At 43.1% G+C, this 18425-nt stretch carries 20 protein-coding genes; 9 read left to right on the top strand and 11 right to left on the bottom strand.

Going from position 1 to position 18425, the window contains the following annotated elements; translation table 11 throughout:
• Positions 1–45 precede the first annotated feature (45 nt).
• Positions 46–2751, top strand: coding sequence for a valine--tRNA ligase (locus tag KXQ82_RS19615; protein WP_219490486.1), 2706 nt, complete (start codon positions 46–48; stop codon positions 2749–2751).
• A gap of 108 nt (positions 2752–2859) precedes the next feature.
• Positions 2860–4683 (top strand): response regulator, encoded by a 1824-nt coding sequence (locus tag KXQ82_RS19610; RefSeq protein WP_219490484.1) that lies wholly within the window; start codon positions 2860–2862, stop codon positions 4681–4683.
• On the opposite strand, the gene KXQ82_RS19605 is transcribed toward KXQ82_RS19610, so the two are convergent.
• Entirely contained in the window at positions 4684–5139 is a 456-nt protein-coding gene (locus KXQ82_RS19605; protein ID WP_219490482.1) for a type I restriction enzyme HsdR N-terminal domain-containing protein, read from the bottom strand.
• 110 nt (positions 5140–5249) lie between these two features.
• Between KXQ82_RS19605 and holA the strand changes: the two genes are divergently transcribed.
• The 4 genes from holA to KXQ82_RS19585 all read left to right on the top strand — a co-directional run bounded on the left by holA (position 5250) and on the right by KXQ82_RS19585 (position 8376).
• Positions 5250–6272: a DNA polymerase III subunit delta gene (gene holA, locus KXQ82_RS19600; protein WP_219490480.1), complete on the top strand. Its 1023-nt coding sequence runs from the start codon at positions 5250–5252 to the stop codon at positions 6270–6272.
• Between the two features lie 102 nt (positions 6273–6374).
• On the top strand, positions 6375–7418 hold the full coding sequence (locus KXQ82_RS19595; RefSeq protein ID WP_219490478.1) for a DUF3667 domain-containing protein: 1044 nt from the start codon (positions 6375–6377) through the stop codon (positions 7416–7418).
• A gap of 139 nt (positions 7419–7557) precedes the next feature.
• The gene (locus KXQ82_RS19590; protein ID WP_219490476.1) at positions 7558–7767 is read left to right on the top strand and encodes a hypothetical protein; all 210 of its coding nucleotides are present in this window, start codon (positions 7558–7560) and stop codon (positions 7765–7767) included.
• 69 nt (positions 7768–7836) lie between these two features.
• Positions 7837–8376 (top strand): DUF1572 family protein, encoded by a 540-nt coding sequence (locus tag KXQ82_RS19585; RefSeq protein ID WP_255563746.1) that lies wholly within the window; start codon positions 7837–7839, stop codon positions 8374–8376.
• Here KXQ82_RS19585 and KXQ82_RS19580 read toward each other — a convergent pair whose 3' ends face one another.
• The 7 genes from KXQ82_RS19580 to KXQ82_RS19550 all read right to left on the bottom strand — a co-directional run bounded on the left by KXQ82_RS19580 (position 8377) and on the right by KXQ82_RS19550 (position 13097).
• On the bottom strand, positions 8377–8976 hold the full coding sequence (locus KXQ82_RS19580) for a DUF6624 domain-containing protein (RefSeq protein WP_219490474.1): 600 nt from the start codon (positions 8974–8976) through the stop codon (positions 8377–8379). It abuts the gene before it with no gap.
• Between the two features lie 28 nt (positions 8977–9004).
• Positions 9005–9433 carry a group III truncated hemoglobin gene (locus tag KXQ82_RS19575; RefSeq protein WP_219490472.1) on the bottom strand — a complete coding sequence of 143 codons (429 nt, stop codon included), beginning with the start codon at positions 9431–9433 and terminating at the stop codon, positions 9005–9007.
• A 28-nt stretch (positions 9434–9461) separates the two neighbouring features.
• The gene (locus KXQ82_RS19570; RefSeq protein WP_219490471.1) at positions 9462–10667 is read right to left on the bottom strand and encodes an acyloxyacyl hydrolase; all 1206 of its coding nucleotides are present in this window, start codon (positions 10665–10667) and stop codon (positions 9462–9464) included.
• Between the two features lie 60 nt (positions 10668–10727).
• Positions 10728–11693, bottom strand: coding sequence for a helix-turn-helix transcriptional regulator (locus KXQ82_RS19565; protein ID WP_219490469.1), 966 nt, complete (start codon positions 11691–11693; stop codon positions 10728–10730).
• Between the two features lie 93 nt (positions 11694–11786).
• Positions 11787–12215 carry an SRPBCC family protein gene (locus KXQ82_RS19560; protein ID WP_219490467.1) on the bottom strand — a complete coding sequence of 143 codons (429 nt, stop codon included), beginning with the start codon at positions 12213–12215 and terminating at the stop codon, positions 11787–11789.
• Positions 12216–12226: 11 nt separating this feature from the next.
• On the bottom strand, positions 12227–12649 hold the full coding sequence (locus KXQ82_RS19555; protein WP_219490465.1) for an SRPBCC family protein: 423 nt from the start codon (positions 12647–12649) through the stop codon (positions 12227–12229).
• Between the two features lie 85 nt (positions 12650–12734).
• Entirely contained in the window at positions 12735–13097 is a 363-nt protein-coding gene (locus KXQ82_RS19550; protein WP_219490463.1) for an ArsR/SmtB family transcription factor, read from the bottom strand.
• A gap of 186 nt (positions 13098–13283) precedes the next feature.
• Between KXQ82_RS19550 and KXQ82_RS19545 the strand changes: the two genes are divergently transcribed.
• The 3 genes from KXQ82_RS19545 (at position 13284) to KXQ82_RS19535 (ending at position 16463) form a co-directional block, all read left to right on the top strand.
• Complete coding sequence (locus tag KXQ82_RS19545) at positions 13284–13766, top strand: hypothetical protein (RefSeq protein WP_219490461.1); 483 nt, start codon at positions 13284–13286, stop codon at positions 13764–13766.
• 109 nt (positions 13767–13875) lie between these two features.
• A complete protein-coding gene (locus KXQ82_RS19540; RefSeq protein WP_219490459.1) occupies positions 13876–14352 on the top strand; it encodes a (2Fe-2S)-binding protein in 477 nt (158 codons plus the stop codon).
• A complete protein-coding gene (locus tag KXQ82_RS19535) occupies positions 14349–16463 on the top strand; it encodes a xanthine dehydrogenase family protein molybdopterin-binding subunit (protein ID WP_219490458.1) in 2115 nt (704 codons plus the stop codon). Before KXQ82_RS19540 ends, KXQ82_RS19535 begins: the two co-directional genes overlap by 4 nt.
• Positions 16464–16508: 45 nt before the next feature.
• On the opposite strand, the gene purU is transcribed toward KXQ82_RS19535, so the two are convergent.
• From purU to KXQ82_RS19520, 3 genes are read right to left on the bottom strand one after another with little or no spacing between them, the layout of a single operon-like run.
• Positions 16509–17336, bottom strand: coding sequence for a formyltetrahydrofolate deformylase (purU, locus tag KXQ82_RS19530; RefSeq protein WP_219490455.1), 828 nt, complete (start codon positions 17334–17336; stop codon positions 16509–16511).
• Between the two features lie 48 nt (positions 17337–17384).
• Positions 17385–17627 carry a hypothetical protein gene (locus KXQ82_RS19525; protein WP_219490452.1) on the bottom strand — a complete coding sequence of 81 codons (243 nt, stop codon included), beginning with the start codon at positions 17625–17627 and terminating at the stop codon, positions 17385–17387.
• A 14-nt stretch (positions 17628–17641) separates the two neighbouring features.
• Positions 17642–18319: a DUF6250 domain-containing protein gene (locus tag KXQ82_RS19520; RefSeq protein WP_219490450.1), complete on the bottom strand. Its 678-nt coding sequence runs from the start codon at positions 18317–18319 to the stop codon at positions 17642–17644.
• Positions 18320–18425: the final 106 nt, after the last annotated feature.

Raw genomic sequence — 18425 nt, 5'->3', positions numbered from 1 at the left:
CATTTTCCATCAAAAATTTCCCTCAAAAGCTTACTTTTGCAGCCTATGAGTATTTCTAAAACATATCAGCCAAAGCAAGCAGAAGACAAATGGTATAGTTACTGGATGGAGCAAGGTTTTTTCAGGTCGGTGCCTGATGAGCGCGAGCCTTATACCATTGTCATTCCTCCGCCAAATGTTACCGGCGTGCTGCACATGGGCCATATGCTGAACAATACCATACAGGATGTTTTGGTGCGCCGTGCCCGTATGAAAGGCAAAAACGCCTGCTGGGTACCGGGAACAGACCATGCATCCATAGCTACAGAAGCCAAGGTTGTTGCCATGCTTAAAGAGCGCGGCATTGCCAAAACCGACCTTACCCGCGAGGAGTTTTTGAGCTACGCCTGGGAGTGGAAGGAAAAATACGGCGGCATCATATTAGATCAGTTAAAAAAACTCGGCGCATCATGCGATTGGGAGCGGACCAAATTTACCATGGACCCCGACCTTAGTGATGCTGTGATAGATACCTTTATCCACCTCTATAATAAGGGGTTGGTTTACCGCGGCGTACGCATGGTAAACTGGGACCCGCAGGGAAAAACCGCCGTGAGCGATGAGGAGGTTATTCGTAAAGAGGTTAATCAGAAGCTTTATTATATTCAGTACAAAGTCTTGAGTCTTGAGTCGGAAGTCGGAAGTCAGAAGTCAGATAAATTGACTCAAGACTCAGGACTTAAGACTAAAGACTACCTCACCATCGCAACCACGCGTCCTGAAACCATTATGGCGGATGCGGCCATCTGTATTAACCCCAACGATGAACGCTATGTTCATTTGCATGGAAAGAAGGTTTTGATACCATTAATCGATCGCGAAATACCGGTGATACTGGATGAGTACGTAACCATGGATTTTGGTACCGGCTGTTTAAAAGTTACCCCGGCGCACGATCTGAATGACTACGAGCTGGGTATTAAACACAACTTACCTGTTATTGATATTTTGAATGATGATGGTACACTGAATGATAAAGCTACCATCCTTATTGGCGAGGACCGTTTTGCGGCTCGAAAAAAAATAGCCGTTATGCTTGAAGAAGCAGGCGTGCTGGCTAAAGTGGAAGAATACAAGTCACAAGTGGGCTACTCAGAGCGTACAAACGCGGTTATTGAGCCTAAGCTATCCATGCAGTGGTTCTGCAAAATGGAAGAGATGGCTAAGCCCGCTTTGGATTATGTTTTGAACGGCGATATCAAACTCATTCCCGAAAAGTTCACCAATACCTATAGGCATTGGATGGAGAATGTAAAGGATTGGTGTATCAGTCGTCAGTTATGGTGGGGCCAGCAAATACCCGCATGGTACTTACCAAACGGGCAATATGTTGTTGCCAAAACGGTTGAAGAAGCCTTAGAAGAAGCCATAAAACTGACTCCAGACTCCAGACTCAAGACTCAAGATTTACGCCAGGATGAAGACGTAGTAGATACCTGGTTCTCCTCATGGTTATGGCCCATATCGGTATTCAATGGGTTTAAAGATCCGGAGAACGAAGAGATCAATTACTATTACCCGACAAACGACCTGGTTACTGCGCCCGAAATATTATTTTTCTGGGTAGCGAGGATGATAATGGCTGGTCACGAGTTTAGGGGACAGGTGCCGTTTAAAAATGTATACCTCACCGGTATCGTTCGCGATAAGCTGGGCCGTAAAATGTCGAAATCATTGGGTAACTCGCCAGATCCGCTGGACCTGATCGAGAAGTTTGGTGCTGATGGGGTTAGGGTAGGGATGCTCATGTCGTCTCCCGCCGGTAACGACCTGATGTTTGACGAGAGCCACTGCGAGCAGGGGCGTAACTTCGCCAACAAGATATGGAACGCCTTTAAACTGATTAAAGGCTGGGAAATTGATGAGAGCTTAAGCAGTGCCAATACTACCACCATTAACTGGTTCAGCAGCAGGTTTAACCAGAGTTTGGTGGAGATAGACGGTTATTTTAACCAGTTCCGCCTGAGCGATGCACTGATGGCTACATACAAACTGGTTTGGGATGATTTCTGCGCGTGGTATTTAGAAATGGTTAAACCCTCATACCAGGAAGGTGTTGAGAAACAAAAGGTTGATAAGGAAACCCTTTTGGCAACCGTAGAGTTTTTTGAAAACATATTAAAGATACTACATCCGTTCATGCCTTTCATCAGCGAGGAGTTGTGGCACGATGAATTGTTTGGCGAGCGCGCCGCTACTGATTGCTGTATTGTTGCAAATTTGCCTGCCATTGGGGAAATTGATACACAACTGTTAACAGGTGTGGAAACCTTGAAACAAGTAGTTACCGAAGTGCGTAATGTGCGCAACAGCAAGCAGATAAAACCAAAAGATAAATTACCGCTGGCCATAAAAGCTAACTCTGCCATTGATTATAAGTTGTACGAAAGTATCCTTATTAAGCTTGCCAACTTGGATGGTGTGGATTATGCCGATACCAAAATTGCAGGCGCAACAGCCTTTATAGTAGGTACAGATGAGTTTTTTGTTGCTTTACAAGAGAATGTTGATGTTGACGCGGAGCATGAAAGGCTTACTGCAGAGCTTGTTTACCTGGAAGGCTTTTTAAAATCGGTAAATGCTAAATTGCAGAACGAGCGTTTTGTACAGAATGCCAAACCCGAAATAGTTGATAACGAATTAAAGAAAAAGGCCGACGCTGAAACAAAGATAGCGATAGTAAAAGACGGACTTGCCGCATTGGCAAAGTAATTGCAAGCTAATTGGATGCAATAGTTTATTTGTGCCACCGTGTGCATTGATGAATTATTGATTTTTAATTATCTTTAGCTACCGTATTATTTAACTATCAATTGATTAATGAGCAAGTTCATCAGCTTTTTTAACTTCTCTATCAAAAATATCCTTGACGATAGCCTATCTATTATAGACCAGGCACGGATACGATTGGTGTATTATGGTTTGCTGCTTGCCATGGTAGGTATAGTGGTAATATTACCCAATGCCATTACCCTGCATGATGATATTCAACTGATAAGCGCTTACTTTCTGCTGGGCGCGTTTGTTGTCCTTTTTAAATTCTTTACTTATAAACCCGATACTGTTTTTATATCGCACGCTTTATTAATTATAGGCAGCTTTTTTATGCTGTTTAGTGTTTACGTAACGTTCCAGAGCATCAATATCATTATCATACAACTGATCATCCTGATCATTTTGTATAGCTTTTATATGTTGGGTGCCAGGTGGGGTACTATTTATTCGTTGGCTAACCTGCTGCCGGTAATGGGTTATTTATTGTACAGCAGCTTTAATAATACCCTACTCAGCATTAAGCCCGAAAAAATTGATAATTACACCATGATAGTAGGGTTGTTTTTCAACTTTATCCTTATCATGTTTATACAGGGACACTTTTATGGTGCTTTCCTGAAAAATATCAAGCAATTAAAAGAACTGGCCACTACAGAGAAACAACTGAATGAAAAGCTGGAAATAGCCATGCATAAATCAGAACAGTCATCTCAAGTGCAGTCTGATTTCTTATCGACCATGTCGCATGAGATACGTACACCGCTTAATGCCGTTATCGGGATGAGTAATTTGCTGATGATGGAAAGTCCGCGGCCCGACCAGAAAGAGAACCTGGAGATACTGCGCTTCTCGGCTGGTAACCTGTTAACGCTGATCAATGACGTGCTCGATTTTAACAAGATCGAATCGGGTAAGATCGCTTTTGAAAGCATTAAGTTTAACCTGCACGAACTGATGAACAACATCTGTGGCGGACAAATGCTTAAAGCGAACGAGAAGGGGCTTAACTTTCAGTTACATGTTGATGATTTCTTTAAATCAAGATACGTTATCGGCGACCCGACCCGTTTATCACAAATTATATTTAACCTGGTAAGTAACGCCATTAAGTTTACTACCCGTGGTGGTATTAAAGTTGAGGTGAGCTGTGCACAAGACAGGTTGAACGAGGTAGTTGTTAAGTTCTCGGTACGCGATACAGGTATTGGTATCTCGGCCGAAAAAGTGAGCGCTATTTTTGAACCTTTTACCCAGGAATCCATTACCACAACACGCCAGTTTGGTGGTACCGGGCTTGGCTTGGCTATTGTAAAACGTTTGCTTGAACTACAAAATGTAAACATCAGCCTGGTGAGCGAAGTGGGTGTTGGCTCGGAGTTTTATTTTTTAATGACGTTGCCTGTATCATCAGAGATGATCATACCTGCGGCACAGCCTACACCGCGTGTTGTATTAACCAATATGGATAGGGTGGATTATAAACTGGCAAACCTGCAGGTTTTAATTGCCGAAGATAATCCGGTAAACGTAATGCTAATGAAAAAGCTGTTTACCAAATGGGGTATCACACCTGTTATAGCCGAAAATGGTGAACGTGCTATTGAATTGTTCCAATATGGTAATTTCGATATTATATTGATGGACCTCCAGATGCCGATAATGGACGGTTTTGAAGCATCAAAGATCATCCGTAAGATGCCTGATCCGCGCAAAGCAAATGTGCCTATTATAGCGCTTACGGCATCGGCCTTGTTTGACATTAAAGACAAGGTTTATGATTCGGGCATGAACGATTATGTTTCTAAGCCATTTAAACCGAACGAATTAGTAGAAAAAATGCTGACTTTAGTTACACCACAGGAAGCATAATTATCCCGGAATGTAGTTTTCCAGTTCGGGCATAAAATCAAAACGGTTGTTATCAAAATCTATTTTGCAATAGTAGTGCTGTAAACCATTGGTAACAGCCAGTACAGGCACCCGGTGCACCCAGTTGTAACGTGCCACCTGGTCAAACACCTGCTGTGTTATCTTTACCGATGGGGCCTTACATTCCACCAATAACACTTTTTGGCCTTTGTTGTTAAATAATATAATATCAGTACGTTTGGCTTGTTGGTTTAGTTTTAAACCACCTTCCAGCTTAATGAGCGAGCGGGGGTAACCTCTTTCTTTTATCAGGAATTGTATAAAATGTTGACGTACCCATTCCTCGGGCGTAAGCACCACCTCTTTTTTCCGTATCTCATCAAACAAAAACAGTTGCCCGTTTTTATCCGATATTTTAAAAGGATAAGGAGGAAGGTTTAGTGGGAGTAAAGTCAAAAGTCAAAAGTTAAAAGTCAAAAGTAAGAAAACGCCTGCATAAATTGTGGAAACTAAATACATCACAAAAGCGGCTTTTGACTTTTGAATTTTTACTTTTGGCTTAAAGTATGACCGCGCCCGAAATATTAAAAGACCTTAAAAACCGCAAGTATAAGCCACTGTACCTGCTGCATGGCGATGAGCCGTATTTTATTGATATGTTGGGCAGCTATGTTGAGCATAACCTGCTTAGCGAAGCTGAACGTGGCTTTAACCAAACCGTGCTGTACGGTAAGGATACCGATATAATGACGGTGCTGAACGCCGCCAAACGCTATCCCATGATGGCCGATTACCAGGTGGTAATGGTAAAGGAAGCGCAGGATATGAAATGGGGTAAAGAGGGTGATGACAGTAAAACCATCGACCCGCTGTTGAGTTACCTTGAAAAACCGCTGCCAAGTACCATTTTGGTTTTTTGCTATAAGTACGGCAAGTTTGATAAACGCAAAAAAACCTACAAGGCCATTGATAAGAATGGCGTTGTGTTTGAATCGGGCACATTGTATGATAATAAGGTACCCGGTTGGATAGAAGATTTTGTAAAGGAGAAGGGCTACCGCATTAGCCCGCAGGCAGCTGCGTTGCTGGGCGAATACCTGGGCAACGATCTGAGTAAAATTGCCAACGAACTGGAAAAACTAATGCTGAACGTAAACTCCGGGCAGGAGATAACCCCGAAAGAGATACAGGATAATATCGGCATCAGTAAAGAATATAATGTTTTTGAGCTGCAAACAGCGCTTGCCCGTAAAGACGCGGTAAAGGTTAACCGCATTATCAATTACTTTGAGGCTAACCAAAAAGCCAACCCACTGGTAGTGGTTTTGGGTACGTTGAATAACTATTTTACTAAAGTATTGCGCTACCATTACGCTAACGATAAATCGCCGAACAGCATTGCACGCGAATTGGGTGTAAGCCCGTTTTTTGTGAAAGATTATGAGCAGGCGGCCCGATCTTTTAACTATGGTAAAACCATGCACATTATCAGCCTGTTGCGTGAGTACGACTTGAAAAGCAAAGGCGTTGACTCCAACGCCGGTAACGGTGAGTTGATGAAAGAGTTAATGTTTAAGATTTTGCATTGATTTAAGCCCGCTCAATATTTGCAAAACTTTAAAAAATAATGAAACCTGTTTCATCTCTTGCCTTCTTTTTTATCTTTACAAAACAAACTGCCTTATTGATAGATGAAGAAACATTTTCGTGATGAAACAGACTGCCTTAACTGCGGGGCAGAGCTACAGGGCCACTACTGCCATGTTTGCGGACAAGAGAACCTGCAACTAAAAGAAAATTTCGGCCACCTTGTTGTACACATTGTGGGCGATTACTTCCATTTTGATGAGAAGTTTTTTCACACCATCAAACCGCTGTTTTTTAAACCAGGTAAACTCACCATTGAGTACATGGAAGGCAGGCGCACGCAATACCTGCACCCCATTAAGATGTATATATTTATCAGTTTGATTTTCTTTTTGCTTTTGTTTAGCGGTAAAGGAGATAATGAGGCCATCAAGATATCGGGCAAGCCCTTAACTAAAGAACAAGCTGACAGCGTAAAGAATGTTATAAATAATAACAGTTGGATACCTGAGAAACGGAAAAAGGAGATAACCAGGGATATTGAACGGGACAGGCGGAGCGATTCAATACATGGAAAGCGGAAAAATAACACCCGCACCAATTTTTTTGACACGGGTAAGGATACTACTTATGAGCAATACCTTGAGTCGCAAAAAAAGCTTGCCCCCGAAAAACGTAATGGTTTTATAGGGAACTATGTGGCAAAGCGGGAGTACGATTGGAAAGCAAAAGGTGTTGGTGCCTGGGAGGGCTTAATGGAATCGTTTAAGCACAATGCTCCTAAAATGATGTTTTTACTTTTGCCTTTGTTTGCCATGTTGTTAAGGTTTACATTTTGGCGAAACCATAAATTTTATGTGGAGCACCTGATATATGCCTTTCACCTGCATTGCTTCGTTTTTCTGTTTTTTACCATTATATTTTTAATAAAAATGGTTTTACCGGTAGCCTTAATAGGTTTTAAGGGTATTGTAGATTTTTTGGTGATGGTTGCGGTAATATGGTATATATACCGGTCGTTAAGGGTTGTTTACCAACGTAGCCGCTGGGGCACAGTTTGGAAAATGTTTATGTTATCAATTACCTATACCATAACATTTAGCATAACAGCCTTGTTCTTTATTGTTGCGCTTGCCCTTTTTAGTTGAAAAAGAGTATTAAATTAAATACATTATTTAAGAAATATAATTTAGTTTTAGTTAAAAATTGGCTTTTTAGGCATTATAGTTAATTAATGTATACCGGCACATGATTTGAATAGTTGTATTCAACAAACTAAATAGAATTATGAAAAAGATAATGTTTTTATTAGCGTTTGCAGGCCTTACATTTGGCGCATTCGCACAGCAGGTTGTAAAAGACCAGGAAAAAGTTAAAAAAACTACTACTATTCCACAAAAAATACATAACGTGTTTAGTAAACATAAACACTATAGTGGTACTAAAAAGAAACACATAGTTAAAGTTGAAAAAAATACAACTGTTACAAAACCATAAACAAAAGGCCCTATATAGGGCCTTTTGTTTTTATCAGCCATTTCTATAGTTTTATATATCAGAAACTAAATGATGGACGACGCCGGAAGCAACTACCTTGAAAATGTAAAAAAGCTTTTTCGTTATTATAAAACCCTTGGCGATGCCGCGCTTGAACGCACTGCCGAGGAAGGCTTGCATTGGCAATTTGATGCCGGATCAAACAGTATTGCCACTATTGTAAAACATATCAGTGGTAACTCGCTTTCGCGATGGACAGACTTTTTAACCAGTGATGGAGAAAAAGACTGGCGCGACCGTGATGATGAGTTTGAAGATACCATTGCATCAAAAGAAGAACTTACCGCCTTGTGGAACAAAGGCTGGCAATGCCTCTTTAACGCGGTAGACCCACTTACCGATGCCGATTTGCTGCGCACAGTATACATACGTGGACAGGCACATACGGTGATAGAAGCTATTAACAGACAGCTGGCGCACATTCCTTATCACATCGGGCAAATGGTAACGCTCGCCAAAATGATGGCAGGAGAGGGCTGGAAATCGCTTACTATCCCCAAAGGGGAATCGAAAAACTTTAGGCAGGTAAAGTTTTTGGATAATAAGTAATTAATACTGGCTGTCCATTTCCTTTAAATATTCCTTTAGCGGAACTAAACCTATTTTTTTTCTGCGAATATCAACCAGGGCAGAATCCTGAATAGGTAGAGCGATGTGTTTGTGGAGTTTTTCGTCAAACCGGGCTTGGGTACCAAATAGTTGTTTGCCCCCTTTATTTAATAATACCCTGTCTTTTAAATAAGCGTAGTTTTCGGCAGATGCATTATGCTTGTTTACCTCGTTGTCCATTAGTGCCAATACCTTTTCCTGGAAAGCTACATCATCATCACAATGTTGTACTATTGCCCAAAAACGGTTGCTTACTCTTTCTCCAACCAAGCTGAAACCAGGATACCCGTATTTGTTAATTATCCGTTTAACATCTATTAAGTTCAGGCTATCAGTAAGCGCCCAGTTTTTGTCAATGGTTTCCCTGTTGTAATCAGATGGTTCATGCCTGTTCAGTTTAATTGATTCTTTCCGCCATTTTTGATCTTCAATAAACATCGCGGTTATTTTTTTCTGTAGCACAGAGTCGATTTTTACCTGGCCAAATGCAATGCCGGCCATCAACGACAGGTACATGAATAAAAGTGATTTTTTTAGCATGAGGTAATATGTACTGCAATGTAGGTATTTACCTTGCCATTTCAATTTTCGCCATCATTATTTTAGCGATGCCGTGGGCACGTTGTTTCGCCATGTCTGCTGTTTCGCCCTTGAAGTTCGCATCAATAGTTTGCTCCCAAAGTTGCAGCCAGCGTGCAAAATGCTCCGGTGTTAAGCGCGAAAGCTGATCTATCTGTTGGTGCACTTTCATGGGATTGCCAAAGTAATTGTGCGATGTAAGCAACATGTCTTCCCAAAAGTTGGCGATAACGGGCATGTGCTTTATAAGATCAAGGTGAGTAACATCTGTAAAAATATAGCCGATAACGGGGTCGGCGAAAGCCTGCTGATAAAATTGGGTGAACAGGTTTTCTATATGGGCGCGGGTGGTGATGTCGGGAAGCATGGGTGATGATGTAAGATGGCAAAGGTAAGATGGAAGATGCAGATTAAACATGCCCTTCATCACATTTTACATCTACACATTAATCCGATAATTTTAACCTATACAAAAACCCAATCCCCACATAATCAGCCTCCGTTCGGTGCAGATATTGTTTGGCTTCGATGGCGAATGATGGCGTGATAAAGTATTTGCAACCAAAATTCCATGACCAGTTTGGCGGGTTAGGGTGAAAGCCCTTTAAGCCCTGATAGCTGTTAAAATGCAGATATTTTACGTAATTGGCTCCAAATACTACACGGCCAAGGTTAATATCGGCCCCAGTGCTGATACCTACGCGCCAGCTATCATAACTGCTGCCCAACTCCTGGAACGTGGCGTAAAAGTGGTGTACATCCTGCACGGTATCCAGCGTGGTATAATAGTAAGTAGCATCGGCCCCTAATTTTAAACCAATGAGCGGATTTAAGCGATAGGTATAACCTGCATATAAACCGCTTTTATATATTTTGGAGGTAGCCTGTTTTTGGTATTCGATATCGGCAGGAGGAAGGCCCGTGTTGGTTTGAAATAAACCCCGGCGGCCAATATTGGCGCTTATTTCAAAAGAATGTTTGGCAAAGGTGCGATAGGTATCATTACTTTTTGAAGTACCCGGGCCTGCTTTATCAATATCATGATCGATACCAATAGATGCCTGTATGCTGTTTACACCATTGTTGGGCAACTTTACGGCAGCGTTGCTATAGTGGAAAAGGTCAATACCGGCTAACAGCCTTGTTGTTGCCGATACCGGCGTAACCAGCTTAACCCCTGCCTGGGCTGCAAAGTTAATGTGGCTGCCTATCAGCGGGTTGCCATTGGTGTAATAAGTTTGCGCAGCGTATACAAAACCAAAGCCCGGTGTAAAGCGAACATCGGCCTGGCCAATGTTGAACAGCGAAATATCCAGACGGGTAATCAAGCCGAATACGTTGCCTAAAATACCTTGACTGCCGGATTGTTTAGGCAAATATGCTTGGTCGAATTTGTGGTACGATGCCGCGACGCTAATGTTTTTTACATGGAACATACGCACCCAATCGGCATTGTTGTTGGCCATGTTAAGGTGATAAACTGCCTCTGCGCCATAAAAGTTGCCATTGATGGTATTGCCCTCGCCCGAGAACATGCCAATACCATAGTGCGGCGAAAATTCAATACTGTTTTGTTTATCCTGCGCTAACACGTTTTCGAAAAACAGAGCGGCTATGATAAATAGTACGGCGCGGGTAAATTTATAACTCATATTAAAAGCAAGTAACCCACAAATATGCTAATTGTTTGTGATAATGCCCCAACCCAACAATTACTGGGCAAACTCGGTTTCTGATAGTTGCCTGTGAATGAGTTCGGCCATATCGGCTACTTTGGTACGTAGCAGATCATTACAAACAATTTGGGCCTTATAACCAAACATCATATACCAATGTGCAAAACCTTCAATGGAGCAGGTTAAAAACGTCATTTCGATATAGTTTTCGGTTTCTATTTCGGATACAAAACCCATGTAGAACTTTTGCTCGTTAATATGTGTGATGATGGATTTCTCTACCCGGATAATGATGGTTTGCAGGTCGTTCTCTTTACCTATTTTACCAAGGTACTCTTTTAACGTTGGGTGCTGGCCTTTAAAAACAGTATCGGTTACTTCGAGGCTTTGCATACGATCTATCCGAAAATCACGGTAATCGCCACGGAGACGGCACCAGGCTATCATGTGCCAAAAGTTATCGGCATAAAATATGCCTACCGGCTCCACGTTTCGCTTTGAGTGCTGCTGGCTGTGGTGGGCAAAGTATTGCAAGGATAGTACACGTTTTTCTGAGATGCCCTTTAAAATATCCTGTATGAGGTTATTGTCCGGGCGACTGTTCATGCTGCGCCTGCTCTTTATCACTTCAATGCGATGGTCTATCTGGTCCAGGAAATCCTTATCAGCGGTGCGTAGTACCGCGCGTACCTTATACATGGCCGATTTATAGCTCTCTTCGGTACTGGTATCGGTCAATTTTTCCATGAACTTTTCGGCGGTGAGGAAAGCCGTGGCTTCTTCTTTGGTAAACATTACCGGCGGTAAACGGTAACCATCCATAATAGAATAGCCCACCCCGGCTTCGCCAATAATGGGGATACCGGCTTCTTCCAATGTTTTTACGTCCCGGTAAACAGTACGCAAACTAATGCTGAACCTATCTGCAATATCCTGAGCTTTAACCACCCTGCGCGATTGCAGTTGGATAAGTATGGCAGTGATGCGGTCGATACGGTTCATGGTAATAAAGTTATAAAAAAAACTCTGTGATCTGTGCGGTTAATTTTTACCACAAAGATCACAGAGAACATATATAAAGTTTACTCAGGGGGGCTATTTTTCGAGATAATCCTTAAGTCCAATACCCAAAATATGTGTCCAGCCTTCGTTAAAGTTACTGATAACAAACTCCGGCCTGTCGGCAGGGAAGGTATCCAAACCGGTATGGGTAAGTTTTAAGCGGGTTTTGTCGCCCTCGTCAAACAGCTCCCATGTAAGGGTGGAGTTACCCTCAAATCCATCATATCGCCAGCTATGGCTTAATTTTTTGCCGGGTATCACTTCCAGTATCTCGCACACATGCAAAAACTGCTCACCATCGGGCGGGCCGCCTAAAAAACTGAACTTAAAGCCAACTTCGGGTTTAAACTCGTCAAGGTTAAAATACCATTCCTTCATTTGGCCCTTATCGGTGATGGCCGCCCATGTTTTGCTGATGGGAGCGTTATAAGTCCGTTCAAATTCCAATGTTCCGGTGCTCATATTTTGCATTTTTATAATGACAGATAATTATCCAGTTTGCCCATAAAACTGGTCCAGCCACCATTAAAGCTGTCGCGTGGATAGTCGGTTCCCGGTATGGTTTCGAGTCCTTCATGGGTAAGTACTAAGCGTGTATTACCACCTTCTTCAAATAACTCCCATGTAACGGTGGTTATAGCTGGTGCGGCATCTAAACTCCAGGTATACGCCAATTTTTTGCCGGGCTCAACGGCCACAACCCGCGCCGATGTGGCGTATTTTAAATTCTCTTTATTTCCGTCGCCATAAAAATGGAACTCAAAGCCTACTTCGGCTTTAAATTCATCAAGTTTAAAATACCATTTTCGCATGTGTTCCAGATCCGAAATGGCTGTCCATACTTTGCCGATAGGGGCATTATAAACTCTTTCTAATACTAAAGGTGCTGTGCTCATAATTTTATGTTTATTGTTAGTTGTTTTGTTTTAAATTATTGTTTAGTGCTTTATCGATACGTTAGATGCTAATTGGATTGCATTTTCATTTCTTTTTGATCTTAAATTTCATCACGCCGCCGGTATACTGCGGCTCTTCAGGTTCAGGTTTTTCCAAAAAATCGCCCAAGGCATCCAGTTTTTTGGTCCAGAATACTTTGAAGGTGTCTATCCAGTCAGTTACTTCGGTAAGCTTTTTTAAATTGGTTTCGCAGTAATGGTCGCGGCCCTGGAGTGTAATGGTGACAAGGCCGCACTCAGTCAGTATCTTCATGTGTTTTGAAACGGCAGGCCTGCTGATCTCGAATTGATCGGCCACACTGTTCAAATTCATTTTTTGGCCTGCCAGCAGGTTGATGATGGCGCGGCGGTTTGGGTCGGCAATAGCCTGGAATACGTCTCTTCTCATATATTAATCTGTAACCGTTTGGTTACGCAAATATATATGTAACCGTTCGGTTACGCAAGGGTTATTTAAAAAATATTTTCTGGAGATAAAAAGCAAGGTTAAAGGCCCGTTTTTTTATCATTTCAAAAAATCGGGAAGACAAGAGATTACGTATATTTGGTTTACCCTAATTAAGATATGTATTGAATGAAACCTGTACCTTATTTAAAAATCACAAAATATTTTCACCTTTTAATTATCATTGTATTACTCACCATTGCCGGTATTCTTTTATTAAAGTTACGGTCGGAGGTTAAACTCAGCAGGATAGAAGTGACCAGGGATACCACCAAAACCGTTCAGGATATAGAAGTAGATACCTTGGAAACCGACCCCATAAGTGGCTTGTATCTCGTTAATGTGATCCATAACGGAACAATGGGGCGATTTTGGATGACATACGGTGTGATGAAACACCACGGCAAAAAGCAGGTAATTTACGAGTTTCCTGATCCCGGGAACAATATGGCTTACATCAACTCCGGTTCGTATATTTTGTGCGTTAACAATAAGAACAAAGAGATATTTAAAAGATTCAGCAAGCCTGATATCTTAAGCAATGCTAAGGCTGTATTTGCTTCAGCCGAGTTGCCGGCCTATATGGCATGCAGGCCAATTGATCAGGACTAAGCCGTTGTTGATGGATGATGCTGATTTTGTAACAATTGCATCACCTGGTATCCCCTTCTTGCCAATACAAGGGTATTGGTTTATATTTGAAATATAAACCAATACCGTTATGGCCAAATACACATTATCTGTTAACAACAAAGCAATGGCCGTTGAGGCTGATCCGGATACCCCTTTGCTGTGGGTACTGCGCGATAACCTCAACCTGGTAGGCACAAAATACGGATGCGGCATAGCCCAGTGCGGTGCCTGTACGGTACACATTAACGGTACGGCTGTACGCTCATGCCAATACCCGGTTGCCGCGGTGCAAGCCAGCAAGGTTACTACTATTGAAGGGCTGAGCGCTACAGGTACTCATCCTTTGCAATTGGCCTGGGAAGAAATGGACGTTGCCCAATGTGGCTACTGCCAGAGCGGGCAGATCATGGCGGCGGCATCCTTGCTAAAAACCAAGCCCAACCCAACAGATGATGATATAGATAAAGCCATGACCAATATATGCCGTTGCGGTACGCATTTCCGTATCCGTAAGGCTATCCATTTGGCAGCAAATAATAAAACCACTAAATCAGCAAAATCATGATCGGCGAAACAGTATCAAGGCGCGATTTTTTAAAGATCACCTCTATTGCCGGTGGCGGTATGCTGATCGGTTTTAACCTGTTGAGCGATAGTTCATCTGCTGCTGTTGCTGCCGATGCTGTATTTTCGCCAAACGCGTATATTACCATCAGCCCCTCGGGCCTGGTTACCCTGATGGCGCCCAATCCCGAGATAGGCCAGGGCGTTAAAACAGCCCTGCCCATGATATTGGCCGAAGAGCTGAACGTAAAATGGGATACCGTTGCAGTTGATATGGCTCCGCTCGATCAGAAATTCGGTTCCCAGGTGGCAGGTGGCAGCGGGGCTATCCGTGGCCGGTTTATGCCTATCCGCAAAGCCGGTGCTACGGCACGTGTGATGCTCATCAGCGCGGCCGCCCAGCAATGGGGCTGTGCCGAAGCAGATTGCTATGCTGAAGACGGCTTTGTGATCAATAAAACATCGGGCAAAAAATCAGGCTATGGCGAACTTGCCGCAAAGGCAGCCACCTTACCTGTACCCAATGATGTAGTGCTGAAAAACCCAAAGGATTTTAAGATAATAGGTACCCGCGTACCCAATATAGATAACCACAAAATTGTAACCGGCCAATCGCTGTACGGTATTGACACCCGCAGGCCCGGTATGCTTTACGCGATGGTAGTGCGCCCGCCGGCTTTTGGAAAAGTGCTTAAATCCTTCGATGATACCGCTGCACGTAAAGTTATAGGAGTGAAGAACGTAGTTAAGGCAGGTAAGGTGGTAGCTGTACTGGCAACATCAACCTGGGCGGCTAAAAAAGGTAAAGATGCCTTAATTACCGTTTGGGAAGACAGCGGCAAACTTGAAAGTACTGCTGACCATATTGCTGCCTATACCGAAATGGTAAACCAAAAAAGCGATAGGCCGGGCCGTGTAGACGGTGATGTAGATGCTGCTTTTGCCAAAGGCGGCAAAGTGATAGAAGCGGTTTATGAGCTGCCCAACCTGGCCCACGCCGCTATGGAGCCGCTCAACTTTTTTGCCGATGTAAAAGAGAATAGTGTTGAGCTTTACGGCCCTACACAAGTACCGGCACGCATGCGCCAGGAAGTATCCAAAGCATTGAACATTCCCGAAGCTAACATTACCTTAGGTATGCCAAGGCAGGGTGGGGGCTTTGGGCGTAAGCTACAGGCTGATAATGGTGTTGAAGCAGCCCTGATATCGGCAGCAGCCAAAGCGCCCATACAAATGCTATGGACACGTGAGGATGATATGCAAAGCGATTTTTACCGTGCCGGTGCCCTGTATAAAATGAAAGCCGCTATCAGCGCTGATGGACAGATAGAGGCATGGCATTTAAATGGCGCAGCTTTAGGTGGAGGTTCGGCTGTACCGGATAGTTTTCCGGCGGCATCAATACCAAACTTCAGGGTAGATACGCATTCGTTCCGTTCCAATATACAAACCGGGCCGTGGCGCGCGCCTACAAGCAATATTGTCACTTTTGCTGATGAGTGTTTTATGGATGAGTTAGCTCACGAACTAAAAAAAGACCCGATAGCTTACCGACTGGAGCTATTGGACAAAGCCGAAAAGCAACCCACAGGAAAAGTAGGCTACGATATCAATAAGTACCGCAGCGTAGTAAAACTGGTTGCCGAATTAAGCAACTGGGGTAAAAATACCAAGCCCAATGTGTTTTATGGTTTTGCAGCACGTTTCTCGTTCAATACATACGCCGCGCATGTGGCCGAGATCACCAATACCAATGGCGTGTTGCGGGTTACTAAAGTATTTTGCGCTGTAAACTGTGGCCGTGTAGTAAACCTGAGCGGTGCTGAAAACCAGGTGCAGGGCGCCATTATTGACGGCCTGAGCCATGCCATGTTCAGCAAGATAACTTTCGATAAAGGTGCCGTTATAGAGAAGAACTTCAACACCTATAAATTCATGCGCCAAAAGGACGCGCCGCTGGAAGTGATCGTAAAATTTGTGCCTACCGAAGATGCCCCAACAGGCCTTGGTGAGCCGGGTTTACCGCCGATAGCACCTGCTGTGGGCAATGCGATATTTGCGGCTACAGGGAAGAGGTACAGGAAATTGCCTTTTGAGTTAGGGAAAGCTTGATAAACAAATAGCGACGGGTTTCAAACCCATCGCTATTGATAAATTTTACTCAAACACCACCGTCTTATTCTGATACACAAACACCCTGTCCTCGAAAACTAAACGCAAAGCTTTGGCTAACACCGCGGTCTCTATCTCTTTACCCGCTTTAACCATATCGGGAGCGGTTAATGAGTGGTTTACCGGGATGATCTGCTGGGCAATAATTGGGCCTTCATCCAGTTCATTAGTAACAAAATGGGCTGTGGCACCAATAAGCTTTACGCCGCGCTCAAATGCCTGGCGATACGGATTGGCTCCCGCGAAGGCAGGCAAAAAGCTATGGTGTATATTGATGAGTTTCATTGGGTATTGCGCCACAAACTCAGGACTCAATATGCGCATAAATTTAGCCAGGATAATATAATCCGGGTTTTGCTGCGCGATGAGGGTTGATATCTTATGTTCGAACTCGGGCTTGCTGATATCCTGGTGTGGCACCAAAGTAAAGGGGATATCAAAGCGCTCGCAAATGTTTTGTAAGGTGGCATGGTTACCTATAACGCACTGCACCTGCGCGCCTAAGGTGCCAAAGTAGTTTCGCACCAAAATATCGGCAAGGCAATGGTATTCTTTGGTGACCAGCACAACTACCTTTTTTACAGGGGTAGGGTTAATGTTAATAATGGCATCGGCAGGTAATACATGTTGCATTTTTGATGTCAATGCGGTATCGTCTGCAGTCCCTGCAACGTCAAGACGCATAAAGAACAGGTTTTCGGCGGTATCCACATGCTCGCGCAGCGAAACGATATTAAGGCCTTCCTGCGAAAGCAGTCCTGATATATCGGCCACAAGGCCAACCCTGTCTGTACATTGTATTACGATGATCATGCGCCAAAGAAAAATAAAAGTGATGGGAATGGCAAATAACGCTATGTTTTATTCTACCTGCCAGGTAGTTTTACAGGATAAACCGTGTTCGGGATAGTAAAGATGCTTTTTGAATGAGACGCTGAGAGGTGTGTCTTCATTAAAATTACCTGTATTAAAATCATGCTCGTTAACGTGAACTGGTTTAATGCCAGGCTTATTATTGATGATGACGGTAAACGTTTCCAAATAGTACGTTTGCGCATCCGGAAGTTGCTCAAAAGCTTTAGCCAGCACTTCATCTTTAGTCATAAGTTGCATTAAGCTTATTTTAATTGATATACTCTGAAGTTTTTCACTTCCTGCCGCGACCATGTTGACCGAAACCCAAAGTATCCCGAAGTTAAAGGCGCGGCATCGGTATAAGTAAAATACTGCTCTCCATCTACCCAATAGCCTGTTACGCCATTGTTCATTACAATTTTGATATGATATATCTTGTTGGCCTCCAGCAAATGTGCCTTATCCGAATACTCTTGTATAATAGGCTTCTGACCGTTATAATATTTGCGGAAACGGTTGGTTTTATTGGTATTACCGCCCATGCCCACATAGTACAGGTTTAGGTCGTCATATGCTTCAAACTTACCGCTGCGGGTAAACAGGTTTTTATTTTTAGGATCGGATGCCATCCAGAATATGTTCATATCCGAAAGGCGGTCGTTCTTTCCGGTATCAACCAGGATCTTACGGTCAAACTCAATTTGGATATTGCCGGATAATACTTTATTCAGCCACACGGTAACACCGCCTTTGGTGTCCAGTATCAGGGCGTTGTTTTTGGTGTAGACGGTTGACGTATTTACAGAAGGCTCAATCTCGGCCACCCAGGTTTTGGTGTCGATTGGTTTTTTAAAGTCGTCAGCATAAATAAACTTACCCGGTGTTTGGGCATAGCTATAGCTAATGATTAGGAATAGAATAAATGTGAATAATTTTTTCAAAACAATAATTATTAAAGGTTACGTCATTGCGAGGAACGAAGCAATCCTAAACTTTGCATTCACACTTTGCATATTTGCGACATACCTGTCGGGGATTGCTTTGTGC

The sequence above is a fragment of the Mucilaginibacter rivuli genome (genome assembly GCF_019391655.1).
GTDB lineage: Bacteria > Bacteroidota > Bacteroidia > Sphingobacteriales > Sphingobacteriaceae > Mucilaginibacter > Mucilaginibacter rivuli.
Note: the sequence above shows the minus strand (reverse complement) of the source record. Positions and strands in the feature narration are given on the sequence as shown.

What these genes read in the sequence shown, in the direction of transcription:
- KXQ82_RS19580 (WP_219490474.1), bottom strand. Translation starts at nt 8,976, where the DNA reads ATGCTAAAAAAATCACTTTTATTCATGTACCTGTCGTTGATGGCCGGC.
- KXQ82_RS19575 (WP_219490472.1), bottom strand. Translation starts at nt 9,433, where the DNA reads ATGTTTAATCTGCATCTTCCATCTTACCTTTGCCATCTTACATCATCA.
- holA (WP_219490480.1), top strand. Translation starts at nt 5,250, where the DNA reads ATGACCGCGCCCGAAATATTAAAAGACCTTAAAAACCGCAAGTATAAG.
- KXQ82_RS19610 (WP_219490484.1), top strand. Translation starts at nt 2,860, where the DNA reads ATGAGCAAGTTCATCAGCTTTTTTAACTTCTCTATCAAAAATATCCTT.
- KXQ82_RS19555 (WP_219490465.1), bottom strand. Translation starts at nt 12,649, where the DNA reads ATGAGCACAGCACCTTTAGTATTAGAAAGAGTTTATAATGCCCCTATC.
- purU (WP_219490455.1), bottom strand. Translation starts at nt 17,336, where the DNA reads ATGATCATCGTAATACAATGTACAGACAGGGTTGGCCTTGTGGCCGAT.
- KXQ82_RS19525 (WP_219490452.1), bottom strand. Translation starts at nt 17,627, where the DNA reads ATGACTAAAGATGAAGTGCTGGCTAAAGCTTTTGAGCAACTTCCGGAT.
- KXQ82_RS19615 (WP_219490486.1), top strand. Translation starts at nt 46, where the DNA reads ATGAGTATTTCTAAAACATATCAGCCAAAGCAAGCAGAAGACAAATGG.
- KXQ82_RS19595 (WP_219490478.1), top strand. Translation starts at nt 6,375, where the DNA reads ATGAAGAAACATTTTCGTGATGAAACAGACTGCCTTAACTGCGGGGCA.
- KXQ82_RS19570 (WP_219490471.1), bottom strand. Translation starts at nt 10,667, where the DNA reads ATGAGTTATAAATTTACCCGCGCCGTACTATTTATCATAGCCGCTCTG.
- KXQ82_RS19585 (WP_255563746.1), top strand. Translation starts at nt 7,837, where the DNA reads ATGATGGACGACGCCGGAAGCAACTACCTTGAAAATGTAAAAAAGCTT.
- KXQ82_RS19550 (WP_219490463.1), bottom strand. Translation starts at nt 13,097, where the DNA reads ATGAGAAGAGACGTATTCCAGGCTATTGCCGACCCAAACCGCCGCGCC.
- KXQ82_RS19545 (WP_219490461.1), top strand. Translation starts at nt 13,284, where the DNA reads ATGAAACCTGTACCTTATTTAAAAATCACAAAATATTTTCACCTTTTA.
- KXQ82_RS19560 (WP_219490467.1), bottom strand. Translation starts at nt 12,215, where the DNA reads ATGAGCACCGGAACATTGGAATTTGAACGGACTTATAACGCTCCCATC.
- KXQ82_RS19565 (WP_219490469.1), bottom strand. Translation starts at nt 11,693, where the DNA reads ATGAACCGTATCGACCGCATCACTGCCATACTTATCCAACTGCAATCG.
- KXQ82_RS19590 (WP_219490476.1), top strand. Translation starts at nt 7,558, where the DNA reads ATGAAAAAGATAATGTTTTTATTAGCGTTTGCAGGCCTTACATTTGGC.
- KXQ82_RS19540 (WP_219490459.1), top strand. Translation starts at nt 13,876, where the DNA reads ATGGCCAAATACACATTATCTGTTAACAACAAAGCAATGGCCGTTGAG.
- KXQ82_RS19535 (WP_219490458.1), top strand. Translation starts at nt 14,349, where the DNA reads ATGATCGGCGAAACAGTATCAAGGCGCGATTTTTTAAAGATCACCTCT.